General features: G+C 62.2%; 12 protein-coding genes. 8 read left to right on the top strand and 4 right to left on the bottom strand.

The genetic code is table 11. The annotated features are described in order from the left end of the window. Nucleotides 1-48: 48 nt before the first annotated feature. Genes C8P69_RS07245 through C8P69_RS07230 form a run of 4 tightly spaced genes read left to right on the top strand, consistent with a single transcriptional unit; the run spans nucleotide 49 to nucleotide 6,944 of the window. Nucleotides 49-1,881: a class I SAM-dependent DNA methyltransferase gene (locus C8P69_RS07245; RefSeq protein WP_245901959.1), complete on the top strand. Its 1,833-nt coding sequence runs from the start codon at nucleotides 49-51 to the stop codon at nucleotides 1,879-1,881. After that, on the top strand, nucleotides 1,874-3,100 hold the full coding sequence (locus C8P69_RS07240) for a restriction endonuclease subunit S (protein WP_108175616.1): 1,227 nt from the start codon (nucleotides 1,874-1,876) through the stop codon (nucleotides 3,098-3,100). Before C8P69_RS07245 ends, C8P69_RS07240 begins: the two co-directional genes overlap by 8 nt. Then, nucleotides 3,097-3,720, top strand: coding sequence for a hypothetical protein (locus C8P69_RS07235; protein ID WP_108175614.1), 624 nt, complete (start codon nucleotides 3,097-3,099; stop codon nucleotides 3,718-3,720). Before C8P69_RS07240 ends, C8P69_RS07235 begins: the two co-directional genes overlap by 4 nt. Then, nucleotides 3,720-6,944, top strand: a complete 3,225-nt coding sequence (locus C8P69_RS07230) for a type I restriction endonuclease subunit R (RefSeq protein WP_108175612.1) — start codon at nucleotides 3,720-3,722, stop codon at nucleotides 6,942-6,944. The genes C8P69_RS07235 and C8P69_RS07230 overlap by 1 nt, the downstream gene beginning before the upstream one ends. A 53-nt stretch (nucleotides 6,945-6,997) precedes the next feature. Here the strand turns inward: C8P69_RS07230 and C8P69_RS07225 are convergent, their stop codons facing one another. Further along, the gene (locus C8P69_RS07225; RefSeq protein ID WP_170118161.1) at nucleotides 6,998-7,591 is read right to left on the bottom strand and encodes an NUDIX hydrolase; all 594 of its coding nucleotides are present in this window, start codon (nucleotides 7,589-7,591) and stop codon (nucleotides 6,998-7,000) included. 126 nt (nucleotides 7,592-7,717) lie between these two features. Between C8P69_RS07225 and C8P69_RS07220 the strand changes: the two genes are divergently transcribed. The 4 genes from C8P69_RS07220 to C8P69_RS07205 all read left to right on the top strand — a co-directional run bounded on the left by C8P69_RS07220 (nucleotide 7,718) and on the right by C8P69_RS07205 (nucleotide 14,952). Beyond that, the gene (locus C8P69_RS07220) at nucleotides 7,718-9,238 is read left to right on the top strand and encodes an ADP-ribosylglycohydrolase family protein (protein WP_108175608.1); all 1,521 of its coding nucleotides are present in this window, start codon (nucleotides 7,718-7,720) and stop codon (nucleotides 9,236-9,238) included. 9 nt (nucleotides 9,239-9,247) lie between these two features. After that, nucleotides 9,248-10,060, top strand: coding sequence for a hypothetical protein (locus C8P69_RS07215; RefSeq protein ID WP_108175606.1), 813 nt, complete (start codon nucleotides 9,248-9,250; stop codon nucleotides 10,058-10,060). Nucleotides 10,061-10,207: 147 nt separating this feature from the next. Beyond that, complete coding sequence (locus C8P69_RS07210; protein ID WP_108175604.1) at nucleotides 10,208-11,470, top strand: metallophosphoesterase family protein; 1,263 nt, start codon at nucleotides 10,208-10,210, stop codon at nucleotides 11,468-11,470. Continuing rightward, a complete protein-coding gene (locus C8P69_RS07205) occupies nucleotides 11,470-14,952 on the top strand; it encodes an ATP-binding protein (protein ID WP_108175601.1) in 3,483 nt (1,160 codons plus the stop codon). The genes C8P69_RS07210 and C8P69_RS07205 overlap by 1 nt, the downstream gene beginning before the upstream one ends. Nucleotides 14,953-15,115: 163 nt before the next feature. Here C8P69_RS07205 and C8P69_RS07200 read toward each other — a convergent pair whose 3' ends face one another. The 3 genes from C8P69_RS07200 to C8P69_RS07190 form a co-directional block, all read right to left on the bottom strand. Continuing rightward, entirely contained in the window at nucleotides 15,116-16,249 is a 1,134-nt protein-coding gene (locus C8P69_RS07200; RefSeq protein WP_108175599.1) for a tyrosine-type recombinase/integrase, read from the bottom strand. Between the two features lie 9 nt (nucleotides 16,250-16,258). Further along, complete coding sequence (locus C8P69_RS07195) at nucleotides 16,259-16,681, bottom strand: helix-turn-helix domain-containing protein (protein ID WP_108175597.1); 423 nt, start codon at nucleotides 16,679-16,681, stop codon at nucleotides 16,259-16,261. A gap of 3 nt (nucleotides 16,682-16,684) precedes the next feature. After that, nucleotides 16,685-17,015 (bottom strand): hypothetical protein (locus C8P69_RS07190; protein WP_245901916.1); only part of this gene is annotated, 331 nt, incomplete at its 5' end.

The raw sequence follows: 17,015 nt of genomic DNA, 5'->3' as shown, positions 1-17,015 counted from the left end.
GGTGAGCTGCTACGCATTCGGGCCTCAGACAATGTGCAGGTGGGTTTCATGTCCGGCGGGCAACGCGATCGCTTCCTTGACGTGCTGACGGAACTCGGTGGCTCCGCAGGCAATATGCGCCTTAGAGACGCGCTGCAGTGGGACGAACAGACTTATGATAACGTCAAGGCGGGCCTCGTTGAGGAGGGCATGATCGTGCCCGGACGAGGCCGCGGCGGCAGCGTCGCACTCGCCGGTAGATCAGCGCCGTCCTCCGAGGACAGCAGGACTGAGGATGTGCCCACGCCGGCGCCTAAGTCGCCCAAGCCCTCCCGCAAAGCTGTCGAGAAGGGCGGCGACCTTGGCATCGAGGCGGAACTTTTCAAGGCTGCCGACAAGCTGCGCGGCAACATGGAGCCCTCCGACTACAAACACGTAGTGCTCGGCCTAATCTTCCTGAAGCACATCTCCGACAGTTTCGAGGCGCGCCGAGCCGAGCTGCTCGCCGAATATCCTGACAGCGTCGAGGACCGGGACGAGTACCTCGCGGAGAACGTCTTCTGGGTGCCGCAGCCCGCGCGCTGGTCGCACCTGCAGGCCAATGCCAAGCAGCCGGGCATCGGCAAGCTGATCGATGAAGCGATGCTCGCCATCGAGAAGGACAATGAGAGCCTTAAGGGCGTGCTGCCGAAGGACTATGCCCGTCCCGCCCTCAATGCCGTGATGCTCGGCGAGTTGATTGATCTCATCTCCGGCATCGGCCTCGGCGCAAAGAAGGGCGAGGCACGCGACGTGCTCGGCCGCGTCTATGAATATTTCCTCGGCCAGTTCGCGGGCTCGGAGGGCAAGCGCGGCGGCGAGTTTTACACGCCGCGCTCAGTGGTGCAGCTGATGGTCGGCATGATCGAACCCTTCAAGGGCCGCGTCTACGACCCCTGCTGCGGTTCCGGCGGCATGTTCGTGCAGTCGGAGAAGTTCGTCGAGGAGCATGGCGGCCGGATCGGCGACATCGCGATCTACGGACAGGAGTCGAATTACACGACCTGGCGGCTGTGCAAGATGAACCTCGCGGTGCGGGGCATCGACGCCGACATCCGGTGGAACAACGAAGGCAGCTTCCACAAGGACGAACTGCGCGACCTGAAGGCCGATTTCGTTCTTGCCAACCCGCCGTTCAACATCTCGGACTGGGGCGGCGAGCGGCTGCGCGATGATGTGCGCTGGAAATACGGGACGCCGCCAGCCGGCAATGCCAATTTCGCCTGGGTGCAGCATATCGTCCACCACCTCTCGCCGGCGGGCGTCGCTGGCGTGGTGCTGGCCAACGGCTCGATGTCATCGACACAGAATGGCGAGGGCGCAATCCGGCAGGCGCTGATCGAGGGCGCGAATGGCGCGCCGGGCGTCGTCGACTGCATGGTGGCGCTGCCGGGCCAGCTCTTCTACTCGACCCAGATCCCTGTCTGCCTCTGGTTCCTTGCGCGCGACAAATCCAACGGCATCGCCCGAAGTGCCAAGCTGCGGGACCGGCGCGGCGAGGTCTTGTTCATCGATGCACGCAAGCTCGGTCAAATGGTGGACCGCACGCGCAAGGAATTCTCCGAAGCCGACATTGAGACGATCACCCGCGCCTATCACGCCTGGCGCGGTGAAGGTGAAGCAGGCGTCTATGAGGATGTGCCGGGCTTCTGCAAGTCCGCGACCTTGGAAGAGATCAAGGATCACGGCTACGTGCTGACGCCGGGACGGTACGTAGGCGCGGCGGACGCAGACGATGAGGAAGCTCCTTTTGCGGAGCGCTTCGGCGCATTGAAGGCGGCGATATCGACCCAATTCTCCCAGAGCCAAGAGCTATCACAAAAGATCACCGCGCTTCTTGAAAAGGTGGCCTCCGATGGCTGATCGAGTTCGTCGTCGTTTAGGTGAAATAGCAGATCTCAACTGGGGTGACACAAATACGACGAAAGCGTCATACACGCCGACTGGGTTCCTTGCCTTTAGCGCCACAGGCCCGGACGGCTTTCTACCGTATCATGACTTTGATCGGATTGGTGTTGTCCTAAGCGCGATTGGCGCCAATTGCGGGCAGACTTGGCTGGCTCGTGGAAAGTGGTCATGCATTAAGAACACAATCCGCTTCTGGAGCAAATCACCCGATGCGGATACTGAATTTCTCTATTGGTATACCCGCAATCCGGACTTTTGGCCTCGCCGTGGATCGGCCCAACCGTTCATTTCGCAGGGAGATGCTCGGTCACTGTTCATCGACTTGCCTGATCCAAGCACTCAAAAGGCCATCGCCTCTGTCCTCGGCGCGCTCGACGACAAGATCGAGTTGAACCGGCGGATGAATGAGACCCTGGAGGCGATGGCGCGGGCGATCTTTAAGGATTGGTTTATCGATTTCGGCCCCACTCGCGCGAAGATGGAGGGCCGCGCGCCCTACCTCGCGCCGGACATTTGGTCCCTCTTTCCCGACCGCTTCGATGAAGAAGGCAAGCCGGAGGGGTGGGAGATGGCCAAACTATCCGACTTCATGCATTTTCAGGGCGGCACCCAGCCGCCAGCAAGCGAGTTCATTGATAAGCAATCGGAAGGTTATGTCCGGCTATTGCAGATTAGAGACTTCTATACCTCTTCCCACATCACTTTCATAAGGGATACAGATCGGCTTCGAAAGGTCCACGTTGATGATATATGCATTGGACGATATGGTTCAGGAACTGGAGACGAAAAAGACAGCCTAGGCCGGATGTGTCGCGGCCTGACCGGCGCAATAAACGTTGCCCTTGTAGCCGTCGAGCCGCTATTTAATTGCAGAGAATGGTTGGCGACCTACATTGGAAGCGGCGACTTTAGACGTGCTGTTTCTGGTGGATCATCCAGAGCCGTGCAAGCAGGATTTCGGCAATCCGATTTAGCGTTCGTATCGGTCGTGCGAGCGACCGCTGAAGTCCACAATGCTTTTGAGGCGATCGGAACGCTGGTTTGGGAAAGAAAAAAGTCATCAATATCTGAGAATGAAACCCTCGCCGCCACTCGCGACTTCCTGCTTCCAAAGCTCATGTCGGGCGAGGTTCGCGTCAGGGAATCCGAAAAACTCCTCGGAGAGGCCATATGAGCTGGGACTTTCTAGCCGGCTCGCCATTCTGGGCTTTGGTCGGTGTGATTGTCGGTTCGGCGTTGACCACGTTGAAGGACGTCTATCTGGATCACAGGAAGCAATCCCGCGATGGCCGCTACGCGGCGCTTCGACTGGTCGCGATCTTCGAGCTTTACGCTGAGGCATGCCTTGAAGTGGCGCGCGATGATGGCGAGACGGTGCTGACAGAAAATGGATGGGACGAACGCGTGCCAGCGGTTGACCGGCCGCTGCTAGGTACGCTCCCTCAAGACATCGATTGGAAGGCGCTTGATGTGGACCTCACATATCGCGTCCTACGGTTTCCGGTGCGGATTGCCGAATGTGAACGTTCGATCCAGTTCATGTTCAGCGAAGTCGCCGCCCCCCCGGACTACGATGAGGGCTTCGAGGAGAGACAAATCCGGTACGCGGAATTGGGTTTGGAAGCACGAAAGCTTGCCGATGATTTGCGGCGAACCCACAAGCTGCCGACGGAGGAGGCGGAGGGTCCAATTGATGCCCTCGGAGCTTTGGCCACTGGCATCAACAAAGCTCGCGAGCAGCGACGTGTAACGCAAGCTTCTGCAACAAGCCTGTTCGATGAGAAGGTCCCCTAATGGCCTACCTCTCCGAAGCCGCGATCGAACAGCTGGTCCTGAATCACCTTGACACGCTGGGCTATGCGCTGGCGACGGATGCCGAGATCGGGCCGGACGGCACGACGCCGGAGCGGGAAGCTTCTTCGGACGTCATCCTGTCGCGGCGGCTGACCCAGGCCGTCGATCGCCTTAACCCGGCCATCCCCGCCGAGGCACGCGCCGACGCACTTCGCAAGGTGCTGGCGACCGAGATGCCGTCTCTGTTTGAGGAGAACCGCCGGCTGCACAGGCTGATGGTCGAGGGCGTGGATGTCGAGTTCCATAGCGCTGATGGCACGATCCGCGGCGACAAGGTGCGCCTCATCGACTTCGACAATCCCGACGCCAATGATTGGCTGGCGACTGGCCAGTTCCCGGTGGTGGACGGCCGCGTCAGCCGGCGTCCCGACATCGTCATCTTCGTCAATGGTCTGCCGCTGGGGGTCATCGAGCTGAAGGCCCCGGGAAGCGAAGCCGCGACGCTTGCCGGCGCGCACAGTCAGCTCGAAACTTACAAGAGCCAGATCTCCTCGCTCTTCCGCACGAATGTGGTGCTGGTGACCTCGGACGGTCTCGCCGCGCGGGTCGGGTCCCTCACAGCCGATTTCGAACGCTTCATGCCGTGGCGGACGACCGATGGGGCTACCATCGCACCGCGTGGCCAGCCCGAACTCTGGGTACTGATCGAGGGCATCTTTGAGAAGCGACGACTGCTCGCCCTCATGCGGGATTTCACCGTGTTTGGCGAGACGGGTTCGGGTCTCTCCAAGATCATCGCCGGATATCACCAGTTCCACGCGGTGGGTCGCGCTGTGCAGTCGACCTTGCGCGCACTGGCTGTGAACAGCGGCGCAGCGCCAGCCAACGGCCCTGGCATGAGTGAGGATCCGGGAGATTTCGGCCTGCCGGGCGTTGTGAGCTACAAGGCGGGCGACCGCCGGATCGGCGTGATCTGGCATACGCAGGGCTCGGGGAAGAGCCTCCTGATGGCATTCTATGCCGGCCAGCTCGTGCGTCATCCGAAGATGGAAAACCCGACCATCGTCGTGGTCACGGATCGCAATGATCTCGACGATCAGCTCTTCGGCACCTTCGCCATGTGCCGCGACTTGATCCGACAGACGCCCGTCCAGGCCGAAAGCCGGGACGATCTTCGCAAGGAGCTGAGGCGCCGAGTTGCCGGCGTAATCTTCACGACGATGCAGAAGTTTGCACCGGCGGCTGGGGAAGCGACCTTTCCGGTCCTCACCGAGCGGCGCAATGTCGTCGTCATCGCGGATGAAGCGCACCGGAGCCAATATGGCTTTCGCGCAAGGCTCGAGCGCGAAACCGGCACCATGGTCTACGGCTTCGCCAAGCACCTGCGCGATGCCCTGCCGAACGCCTCGTTCATCGGCTTCACCGGGACGCCCATCGAGTCGGACGATGTCAGCACGCCGGCCGTGTTTGGGGACTATATCGACATCTACGACATCAGCCGCGCCGTCGAGGATGGCGCGACCGTGCCGATCTATTACGAAAGCAGGCTCGCCCGCATCGAGTTGCCCGAGGACGAGAAGCCGCAGATCGACGCCGAGATCGACGAGCTGACCGAGGACGAAGCCGTCTCGGAGCGGGAATTGATCAAGCGGAAGTGGGCCGCGATCGAGCGGCTTGTTGGTTCAAAGACACGCATCGACATGATCGCGGCCGATCTGGTCGATCATTTCGAGCGACGCATCGCGGCGCTCGATGGCAAGGCCATGGTCGTCTGCATGAGCCGCCGCATCTGTGTCGCGCTCTATGATGCGATCGTCGCGTTGCGGCCTGCCTGGCACAGCGACGATGACGCCTCCGGCGCGGTCAAGATCGTCATGACCGGGTCCGCCTCGGATCCGCAGGCCTGGCAGCCACACATCGGGACGAAGGGGCGCCGAGACCTGCTTGCGAAGCGGGTCAAGGATCCGAACGATCCTCTGAAGCTGGTCATCGTCAGAGACATGTGGCTGACGGGCTTCGACGCTCCGTCCATGCACACCATGTATATCGACAAGCCGATGAGGGGGCACGGCTTGATGCAGGCCATTGCCCGCGTTAATCGCGTGTTCCGCGACAAACCGGCCGGCTTGGTCGTCGACTATATCGGCATTGGCGACAACCTGAAGAAGGCGCTGCAGCAGTATTCCGGGGCCGATCGTGACCAGACCGGCATCGACGAAGGGAGGGCCATCGCGGCGCTCCTGGAAACCTATGAAGTCGTCAAGGCGATGTTCCACGGCTTCGACTATGAGCGTGGGCTTGCCGGCACCCCGCAGGTGCGATTGTCAGTGCTGGCCGAGGCGATTGAATGGATCCTCTCCCGCCAGCACGAAGCTGCGGCGCGAGAGACGAGCGAAGACGGGAAGCGGCGCGAGAACAGGCGCTATCAGGACGCGGTGCTGGCCTTGTCCAAGGCCTTCGCCCTGGCGGCCGCTACCGACGAGGCGCGCGCTCTGAGAGACGAGGTCGGCTTCTTCCAGGCAGTGCGAGCGGCGCTGGTCAAGTCTGCCGACACAAGCGGGCGATCCGGTGCCGATCGTGAATTCGCCATCCAGCAAATCCTCGACCGGGCCGTCATCTCAACGGAGATCGTCGACATCCTTGCAGCGGCAGGAATCAAGACGCCGGACATTTCGATCCTCTCCGACGAGTTCCTCGCAGAGATCCAGCAACTGGATAAGAAGAACCTCGCCCTCGAAGCCCTTGAAAAGTTGCTGAACGGAGAGATCCGGTCACGGACCCGGACCAACGTGGTTGAGACCAAGCGCTTCACCGAACGGCTCGAAGAGGCGATCGCTCGCTATCACTCCAATGCCATAACGACTGTCGAGGTCATTCAGCGCCTGATCGAACTCGCCAGGGACGTGCGCGCGGCCCTGAGGCGCGGCGAAGAGGAGGGATTGTCACCGGACGAGATCGCCTTCTACGACGCCCTCGCTGAGAACGAGAGTGCCGTTGAGGCGATGGGCGACGACAAGCTGAAGGTAATTGCCCACGAGCTCCTTCAGAAGCTGAAGGGCAATGTCACCGTCGACTGGTCGCACCGCGAGAGAGCTCGCGCAAAGATGCGCGTTCTGGTGAAGCGCATCCTGAAGACTTACGGCTATCCGCCTGACCTGCAGGATGCGGCCGTGCAGACCGTCCTGAGGCAGGCAGAGGCGCTTTCCGCGAGCTGGGCGGCCTGAGGCTTGCGGGCGGGTGTCTTGCTGGGTGCTTGCGATGGAAGAACTTCCTGCCGCTAAGCTTGGACTCGAGCGTAAAGCCGCGCCGGCCGATGGCGCCCGGCAGTGAACTGATCGGTTTCCACGATCCAGCCGCTCTCCAACATTTCGCGCCGGAAGTTTCGTTTGTCGACCGGCGCACCCACCACAACCTCCATCGCATCCTGAAGTGCCGCCAGCGTGAAGGGCTCGGAGATCATGCGCGGAAGCAGGGGCTCGGTATGGATGCGCGACCGTAAAGCGGCGAGGGAGTCCGCAAGGATCGTTGCGTGATCGAACGCCAGGTCCGGAATTGCGTCCACCGAGTGCCAACCAATCGCGGCTGCGTCGGAGCCCGCTTTCGGATGGATGGCGTGCCGATGGACGCAGGCCAGATAGCCCACCGACACGACCCAGCCACGCGGATCACGGCCTGCGGCTGAGTAGATGCCAAACTGATGCAGCGGCGTGTGGGAAACTCCCGTTTCCTCCACCAGTTCACGCGCGGCACAGGCCTCGATCGTTTCACCCTCCTTCAGAAAGCCTCCCGGCAACGCCCAGGCTTCGCGGTACGGATCTTCCCCCCGCCGGATCAGGAGTGTGCCGAGCTTCCCCTCTGTGATCGCAAGCACGACGATATCGGTTGTGACCGCCGGGCGGGGGTAATCATATGTGTATCCATGTTTGTGTATTGACAACACGAACTCCCTTCATATAGATAGTGTCACGTTAACACCAAATCGGAGTTTCTGCCAACGATGACCAACGATGCGCCCCGCACCAGCCATACCCACCCCCTCCGCATCGCGGCGATCACTCCGGGGCCCGGGCTGGGGCGCATCGGCATCACGTTCTGTCCCGGCAAGAAGCAGCCCCATAGTTCGACCGGCCCCTGGGATCGCGACCTTGGCATCGATCTGGACGCCATCCAGGCCTGGGGCGCCAAGCTTGTGGTGACCCTCGTCGAGCAGGAGGAACTGGAGGACCTTCAGGTCGTGGCCATGGGCGAGGAGGTCGAGCGCCGCCACATGATGTGGCGCCACCTGCCCATCGTCGATGTGTCGACGCCAACGGAGGACTTTGAAACGCAGTGGGCGGTTGAGGGGGAAGGCGTCCGGACGCTGCTCCGCGACGGTTTCGACGTCGTGGTCCACTGCAAGGGCGGGCTCGGTCGGGCTGGCACCATCGCCGCGCGCCTCCTCATCGAGTTCGGTATGGCGGCCCAAGATGCCATCGCGGCGGTGCGGCAGGTACGCCCTGGCGCGATCGAGACGCGGGGGCAGGAACTCTACCTTGAACAGTTCGGCGCGGTGCCGGAGCGGCGACCCTCGTTGGACTATTCAAGTATGGAGGACCGCGCGGTCGGCGCCCTTCTTGGCCTGGCGGTGGGCGATGCGATCGGCACAACTCTGGAGTTCGCCCTCAGGGACGACGCCGCGCCCCTCCTGACGGACATGGTGGGCGGCGGTCCGTTCGGGCTGAAGCCGGGGGAATGGACGGATGACACGTCCATGGCGCTTGCCTTTGCCACCAGCCTTGCCAGCACCTCCGAGTTCGACCCCGTCGACCTCATGGAGCGTTTCGTCGCCTGGCACGAGCGCGGCCATTATTCGTCCAACGGCCGGTGTTTCGATATCGGAAACACCACCTTCGACGCACTCAGCACCTATCGCGCGACGGGTTCGGCCTTCGCCGGTTCCGATGATCCGATGTCCGCCGGCAACGGCTCCCTTATGCGACTGGCCCCCGTGGCGATCCGTTTTGCGGAAGACGATGATGCGCGGTCGGCCGTTGCGGCGGCTCAGAGCCGGACAACCCACGCCGCGGATGAGGCCGTCGACGCCTGTATGCTGTTCGCCGACCTGCTGGCTGACGCCATTCGTGGCGCAAGGCGCAGCGAGGTCCTTCGGCAGAGGGATGTCGCCATGTCCCCGGCGATCGCAGCGATCGCGAAGGGCGCATGGCGTTCGAAGAGGCGCGCCGACATCCGGGGTATAGGGTATGTGGTGAAGGCGCTCGAGGCGGCCCTCTGGTGTGTCGGAACGACCACAACATTCGCTGATGCAGTGCTGCGGGCAGCCAACCTGCGCGAGGATGCAGATACCACTGCGGCCATTACAGGCCAGCTGGCAGGAGCCCTCTATGGGGCTTCGGGAATCCCCGAGAAATGGCGCCGGCAGGTGGTGCAGGCCGAGGAGATCACGGGGCTTGCCGCCCGGCTGTTCACGCGGGGCTCTCGTGCCAGCCGCTTCCAGGCCGGCATCGTGCACGGCGGTTGAGGCAGCACGATGGATGCGGTGGTCTCTCTCGTCGCCCTGATTTACGTCATTTATGCCGCCTGGGTGGCTTATCCCCTGGTCCGCCGCCACATGATGGAGTGGTACCAGAGCAGCTCGTTCTTCTTCGAAGGGCGTTCGGTCACACAGGTTTTCATCAGCCAGCTCATGAACAGGCTGGGATGGGAGTGTTTCATTCTCTTTTGCGCGGCGGTCTTCGGGGCGGTCGGAGGATGGATCCTCGTGCTGAAGTGGCGCCATGACAAGGCGCAGTGGGATGGAGCCGGACGCCGACCTTTCCTCGATCCAGCCCAGGGGTTCGTCAGTCCCGATGGGTCGACGCCGGGCGACGAGCGCGTATACGGGCGACAGAGCGGCGCCGGAGGGCAGGCGCAGCGGGATGATCCCGGAAAATCGGCCGATCCTGGCCCTCATCCCCACCGGCTTGAAGACGGGGAGGAGGCGGAGCTTCGGTGCGATTTCGACGACGAGGTCATCGCCAGGTCGCTCGACCTCATCATGAAGTGGGGCGCCGGCGCATTCTTCATCTTCGCCTTCGACGAGTATGACGGGTTCTACATTCAGGCGCTGCACGAACCTGATGGCATCCTCCTCGAGATCATGGGGCCGACCTACGTCGCACTCGACGAGGACGTTTACCTGCGTCTCGTAGGCTTGGGCTTCCAGCTGGTGGACAAGAATTTGGAGCGACGCTTTTCCAGGCTCGATGCCTATACCGGTGTGCTTCGGAAGGCGATCCGTGAAGCGGCGGCCGTCGTTGTGCCGGGAGCCCGGCGTGTCAGCTGTACGTTTGCGCCGCGGTGATGTTGTGCAGCCATTAGCTGTGTACTATCGAAGTTTCAACGCCTTCGTTAATCAATGATCTCCGCTGGCTCGATCAAATCCCGTGGCCGCAAAGTCGCCGCCAGTGCGCGCCGATGCCTATAGTGAGTTCTGGTGCAGCTTCGACCCATGCCGTTCCGTTTCGTCCATACCGCCGACCTCCATCTCGACTCGCCCCTAAAGTCGCTCGCGTTCCGCAATGTCGAGCTGGCTGATCTCGTCGGGAGTGCGAGCCGCATCGCGCTGCAGCGGATCGTGGACCTGTGTCTCGAGGAGCGCGTCGACGCGCTGATTATCGCCGGAGACCTCTACGACGGCGACCAGACATCCATGAAAACGGCTCGCTTTCTCGCGACGCAGATGGCGCGTCTGGACGATGCTGGCGTCAAGGTCTTCAAGGTGCGAGGCAACCATGATGCCGCCTCTCGCATCACTGCCGAGTTGGTGCTTCCGCCTTGCGTCACGGTCTTCGGCGGGCGCGGAGATTATGTGGAGCTTGGCTCGGCGGTGTGTCCAGTCGCGATCCACGGCGTCAGTTTCGCCAAACCCCAGGCCCCTGACAGCCTATTGCCGAAGTTCAAGGCGCCGCGGGAGGGCCTCACAAACATAGGCATCCTTCATACGAGCCTCGCCGGCGCTGCCGGCCATGACACCTACGCCCCCTGTAGCCTCGCCGATCTCGAGAGGTCGGGTTTCCGCTACTGGGCGCTTGGCCACATCCATGTGCGCAGTGAGTACATCGGGAATGCCCATGTGGTGATGCCCGGGATTCCGCAGGGCCGTGACATCAATGAGGCTGGCCGGAAGACCGTGTCGTTGGTGACCGTTGGTGACGACGGCGCCATCACCGTGGAGGAGCGGGCTGTGGGTACGGCCGAGTTCCAGAGGGTGACGGTTGATGTCGAGGGGCTTACGGAATGGACCAAGTTGGTGACCAACGTGAACACGGCCCTCGAGCAGGCGCGGGACGGCGTCGATGCAGAGCATGCGATCGTTCGGCTCCAGCTTCATGGCGCAACGCCTCTGCACTTCCGAATGCTGCGTGACCGGGACCTGCTTCTCGCGGAGGCTGAGAAAGCTGCAGAGCAGACGGGCCGCACCTGGATCGATCGGCTGATCGTGGAGGCCGGTCCAGTCCAGACGAGCGTTTCTGACGCGGCAGGTCCCTTGATTGAGCTCCAGGACCTTATGGGCCGAGCGCGCGGGGACCTGGAGATCCGTCAGGAAGTGGAAGAACTGGTTGCGGCCCTTGTAACTGACCTACCTCCAGAGCTTCGTGACCTGGCAGGCCATAGCGACGATGAGCGGTCTCGGTTTATCGATAAGCTTCTCGTGGAAGGGTCGAGTGAGGTTCTGGCAAAGCTCGCCGGTAGTCGCGGGGAGGCGGCTTGATGCGCCTTCGCCGGCTTGATCTCACGCGCTATGGGCATTTCACTGATCGCTCGATCGACTTCGGAGAAACGGCTGCCGGCGAGCCCGATTTTCACGTCATTTACGGGCTGAACGAGGCCGGCAAATCGACCTCTCTTGCTGCCTATCTCGATCTGCTGTTCGGCATCGAGGAGCGGTCCAGCTATGGCTTCCTTCACTCCTATCAGACGATGGAGGTTGGAGGCATCTTTGACCTTGCGGAGGGAAGGGCTGAACTGAGGCGGGCGAAGCAGCGGGCCAGTTCCCTTCGGCGAGCAAGTGGCGAGGTCGTGAGCGAAGCGATCTTCGGCGCGTCTCTCGCTGGCCTTTCCCGCGAGCAGTACCGGATGATGTTCTGCTTGGACGATGACACGCTTCAGGCAGGCGGTGAGGCGATCCTCGAGAGCAAAGGCGACGTGGGTCAGTTACTGTTCGCAGCAAGCTCCGGCCTTGCCGACCTGACACGTGGTCTGGCTGCAGTCGATGCCGCAGCCGATGGCTTGTTCAAGAAGCGGGCGAGCAGCACGACGATCGCTGAGCTGAAGCGGCAGCTTGCGGAGCTAAAGGCTGAGCGCGACCAGCTCGACACGCGCGCGTCCACCTTTGCCGCGTTGAAGACCCGCCGCGAGGAGGCCCATCGCGCCTATTCCGAACTCTCACGGGAACGCTCATCCCTTAGAGCGCGCGAGTCCGAGCTTCGGCGGAAGCTGCGTGCAATCCCACTCGTTCAACGGGCCGATCAGATCGAAAAACAGCTCGCGGACTTCAGCGGACTGGTCCGAATTCCCCCGGATCTGGCCAAAAGGATCGACACACTCAAGACCGATGAGGCGGCTCTGTGGTCGCGCATCGTGACCCTTTCGACCCAGGTGGAGGCAGCCGAAGCGCAGCTCACCGATTTGACGGTGGACGAGCAGATTATCGGACAGGCCGGTGCCATTCGGAACCTCGCCACGGCGATCGGTCGGTATGAGTCGGCAAGTAGCGACCTTCCGAAGCGCCGCGACACCTTGACGGAGCTGAAGGGCGACATCGCATCGCATATGCGGCAGCTCGGTCAGGGAGAAACGGTTCCGCCCAGGTCAGTGATCATCCCTCGTCCCGTGCTGAAGCGCCTGAAAGATCTCTCCAGCCAACACGGGCTGGTTCAGGCCGACATCGCAACAGCCAGTCGGGAGTTGGCTGCTGCTGCCGAAGCCGAAAGAGAGTTCGATCGAGAAACGCAGGGCAAGGTCGGCGACGTCGTCCAGCTGGACGATGGTGCGGTCGTTGGACTGAAACAAACGCTGGCCACCGTCAAAACGAATGAGGCAGCAACCCGGATCAAGGTCCTTTCTGAAAGCCTGACCCGCGAAGAGTCGAAGTTGAAGCGCCAAGCCCTGTCCTTGGGTCCGCTGGGGTCGGACATTGACGCCTTGCGGCGGTTTCAGGTCCCGACGCAGACCGAGTTCGAACGATGGTCGGCAGCTCTAAAGGATTTCGGGGCTCGGCGTGCGTCGCTGGCTGCCATTGAACTCGATCGCGCCCGCGAGCGCGCCGACAAACAGGCGAGGATCGAGGCGGTCAAGGAGCGCCTAGGGGCTGCAGATGACGACAAGGCAGCGTCTTTGCGGAATGAGCGGGACCACGCCCTCGCAATCCATCTCGAACGCCTCGATCGCGCCAGCGCCGATGCTTTTGTCGCTCGGCTGCGAGAGGACGACGCCATGGCGGAACTCCGCCTGTCGCGGGCAACCGATATAGCCCTGCTGCGCCGGCATCGAGAAGACCTTGCAGCTGCCGAGGCACTCTCTCTCAGCGAAGAGGCGGCTCTGGACCGTCTCAATCGCGAGGAAAAGAACGTCGCCAACGAGGTCCGAAGTAAGGCGCCGCCGAACCTCATGATTGGTGAGGGGGATCTGTCAGCGGCCGACGCCGTCGCTCGCTTGCGGGCATGGGTGGAGCTCCGGAAGGCTGTTCTCGAGCTCGACGAGACCATCGCCAGCCTTACGGCAGAGCGGAGGCAGCTAGCGGATGAGATTGAAGCCCTTCGCGGTATGCTGCAGACGCGACTCGAGCGAGCGAGCATTGCCGTTGTCGACCATGACCTCGACGCCCTGGCGGCTCTTGCGGAGCATGCTCTGCAGCGATCGGCAGAGGCCGCCCGCAATGCCGAAGAGGCTGCCGAGAGAGCTGGTTCGCTGGCACTTGCCCGGGCCAAGCGTGAGGAGGCTTTGAGCGTAGCCGAGGCTAAGTTCTTGGCGTGGCAAACCCTGTGGTCCGATGCGATCGGACAGACCTGGATCGCACCCTCACAGACCCCTCCGGACGAAGTCGTGGAGATGTTGGACCACGTCGAGGCCATCGATCGCCTCTTGGAGCAGGTCAATGGGCTCGTCCACCGGATTGAAGCCATGGAGCAAGACAGGAGCGAGGTGGTTACGTCACTCGGGGCAATCCTGCTGGCCCTTGAGCGAGAGGATCCGCGCCTAGACCCCGTTGCCGCTGCGAAGCACCTTGTCCAGTCGCTCGAGGAGGCCCTTAAAGGCCAAGCTACCAGCAACGCACACCGGCAAGCGCTAAAGACGCTTCAGCGCGATCTCGTGACGGCCGAGGGCAAGCGCGATGCGCTGCGGAGGGACGTGGACGCGGTGCTAGTTGGCCTCGGTGCGTCTTCCCTGCTTGAGGCCGCGGAGCTCGTGGGTCGCAGCGCTGTGCGCGACCGGCTGGAGGACGACTTAAAGCAGGTGACCGAGGCCTGTCAGAGCGACGTGCAGGTTACGACCATCGACGAGGCTCGCCAGCTGGTCATTGGCGAACAACCCGTCACCATCCAGTCGGATCTCGATGAGCTCGACTCCAAGCTCAAGCTTCTGGACGAGCGCGTAGAGGAAGCCTTTTCCAGCCTTCGCCAGGCCGATCGTGAAATCGAGGGCGTTGGCGGCGACGATGCCGTCGCCAAACTCGATCTGAAGAGGCGTACCGTCCTCCTGGAGCTTGAAGAAGCGGTACTCCGCTATGCCCGGCTCAGGGCCGGGTCCCTGGTCGCCTCGCACGCCATCAGGTCCTACCGGGATGCCCATCGCAGCGGAATGATGTCTCGGGCCGCAGAAGCGTTCGCGGCCATCACTCGTGGGGCATATCCTTCCCTGTCGACCCGGCCAGAAAAGGACCGGGAGGTTCTGATTGGGACACACAGAAGAGGCGCCTCACTACGCGCGGCGGAAATGTCGAAGGGCACCCGGTTCCAGCTCTATTTGGCGCTGAGGCTGGCCGCCTACCACGAGGCAGCCGCGGTACGGCCCCCTGTCCCCTTCATTGCCGATGACATCATGGAAACGTTCGACGAGCCACGCTCGGAGGCGGTAATGCGCCTCTTGGGAGAGGCGTCCCGGCGGGGGCAGGTGATCTATTTGACCCACCATCGGCACCTTTGCGACATCGCCTACGCGCAGGTGCCTGGGGTCAAGCTTCACGAGTTGTAGCGTCGTTTACAGCCAGGCGGGTTACCGGAGTCCTGGGCTCAGCCATTCTGCATTCCGTCCTAATGGTTTTGCGCGCAACGGCGTCGCACGTGATCAGATTGCCGCACATGCGACGCCGGGTCTTCGTAGAGCGTCTTCAAAAAGCTGATCGGAGACCGCAGAGCTATCGGCTATGGCTCCGCAGTAGCTTTTCCAACTCATCACGAAGGTCGTTGCTGGCGGCAGCCTTCATTCCCTCAACAATCTGACGCTGCCGTTCGGGATCCACTGATCCATAATGATGCAGGGTCGTGAGCAGACCTGTGTGGCCCATGTTCTGGCTCCAGGCCTTCATCTGTTCAGGTGTCCGCGCTCGCTCGAGCCCTAGTCGCGCAACAGCATGACGGAATGCGTGAGGATTGAAGTACGGCAATCCAGCCGCCTTGCAGGCCTCCTCAAGGATCCGGCGAATAGGGATGCCGCTTCGCCAAGGGTCCCGGTCGACACCAGCTTGAACAAACACGAGATCGGGCCCCATAGCCGTCGCGGTTTTGGGGAACAGCGGGTCGTCGGGGCCCCATCCCATGTCGACCGTGAGCACGCGGACCCACTCTTCCAGTGCCGGGAACGCGTCACCATCGATGGGGATCAGATAGGTCTCGATAGTCTTTGCGAACTTGGTCTTGACCTCTCTCGGATCCTGGACGAGCAGCCGACGGGTCAGATCAAGGTGCTTGATGCGGAGGGAGGCGACTGCGCCGACTCTTGCACCGGTCAGGATCAGGACCGCCACAATCGCCCTGTTGCGCTTGTCGACCAGGCTCTCTGAGGGCATCGCTGCGAGCAGCCGTTCAACGTCCTGAATGCTCGGTGGGGTTCGCCGGTTGACCACTTTCGCGATGCTCTGGTCCCTTCGGCTGAGACGGAAGTAGTCGGCGTCAGACGCGCGTATGCGGGTCCGGTAGCCCGGTTGTTCCGCCAGCCACCGGAAAAACCGCTGAAGGCCATGCACAGCCCGTTGCTGGCTCACCTTACTCAGAGGTTCACCGGTCTTTCGGCTAATCCGCTGCGCCAGATGCGCCTTGTAGGCGATCGCGTCGGCGCTCCTGAATTCGCCAAAGCAGTTCCGGTTACGGAACGCTTCGAAGTCGTCGATGGTGGCCATGGCGTGCCTCACCGCCTCGTCTCCGAAGCCCTCGGCCTCCTTCAGGAATGTCGCATGCTGGCGCTTCAGTCGCTCGTTCTTGGCGTTGTACGGGGCGACCTGGCCCGCGCCCCTTTTCTTTGACAGGCTACGATGCGTGGATTGGTACGACATGATCCCAACTCACTCTTCGATGCGTGTTGCGGCAAAGGTTGCGGTCAGGGCCTCTACCTGTGCCGCGCCTGTTATGCGGTACACCATGCGTTCGCAGCTGGGGCAGATACCGACCAGCTGCCCTCTTCGGGGCGTGATGGGCCTGTACTCCACCATGCCGCCGGCCGGGGCCTTCGGCGCCTGACACGGGATGCAGTAGATCGTCCCTGGCAGACAGGGGCGCTTTGTGCGTTTGCGCTGAGCGATGAGAAAGGCGCGGACGTCCTCACCGCGGAAGTACATTTTGAATCGGTCGTCGATCGGTGTCAGTCCCATCCGCACCCATTTGCGGACGGTGTGGTAGTGCACACCAAGCGCCGCCGAGAGCTCGACGATCGAGTAGGTCGTGTAGTTGCGGGCGAGATTGGGATTGGGAATGCGCATGGTGCCCATCGCTCAACCCTCCCGGCCGGCATCAGAGGTCGAGCGGCGAGGGCGCCCGATCCGTGCCTGCGCCCAGGCATCAAGATCGGCCGGTGCATAAAGCGGCGTGCGGCCGGCCTTGTGGAACAGGGGGCCGCCGCCAACGACAGCGAGCTTGGCGAGCCACTGCGGCGAACAGGGAAAGCCGAAGCTCGTCTGCACGTAAGATGCTGCGTCCGCGCGCCGCAGATAGCGCAGAACGTGACCGTGTGTGAATCGGCACGCAATATTGACCCCCTGAGAGAGGGGATCGGCGTTCAATTTTGACCCCTTTGGCCCATGAGCTTCGCCGTTCTTTTTGAGC

The sequence above is a fragment of the Phreatobacter oligotrophus genome, from assembly GCF_003046185.1.
In the GTDB taxonomy this organism is placed as follows: domain Bacteria; phylum Pseudomonadota; class Alphaproteobacteria; order Rhizobiales; family Phreatobacteraceae; genus Phreatobacter; species Phreatobacter oligotrophus.
This window is presented reverse-complemented; position numbering and strand designations above follow the sequence as displayed.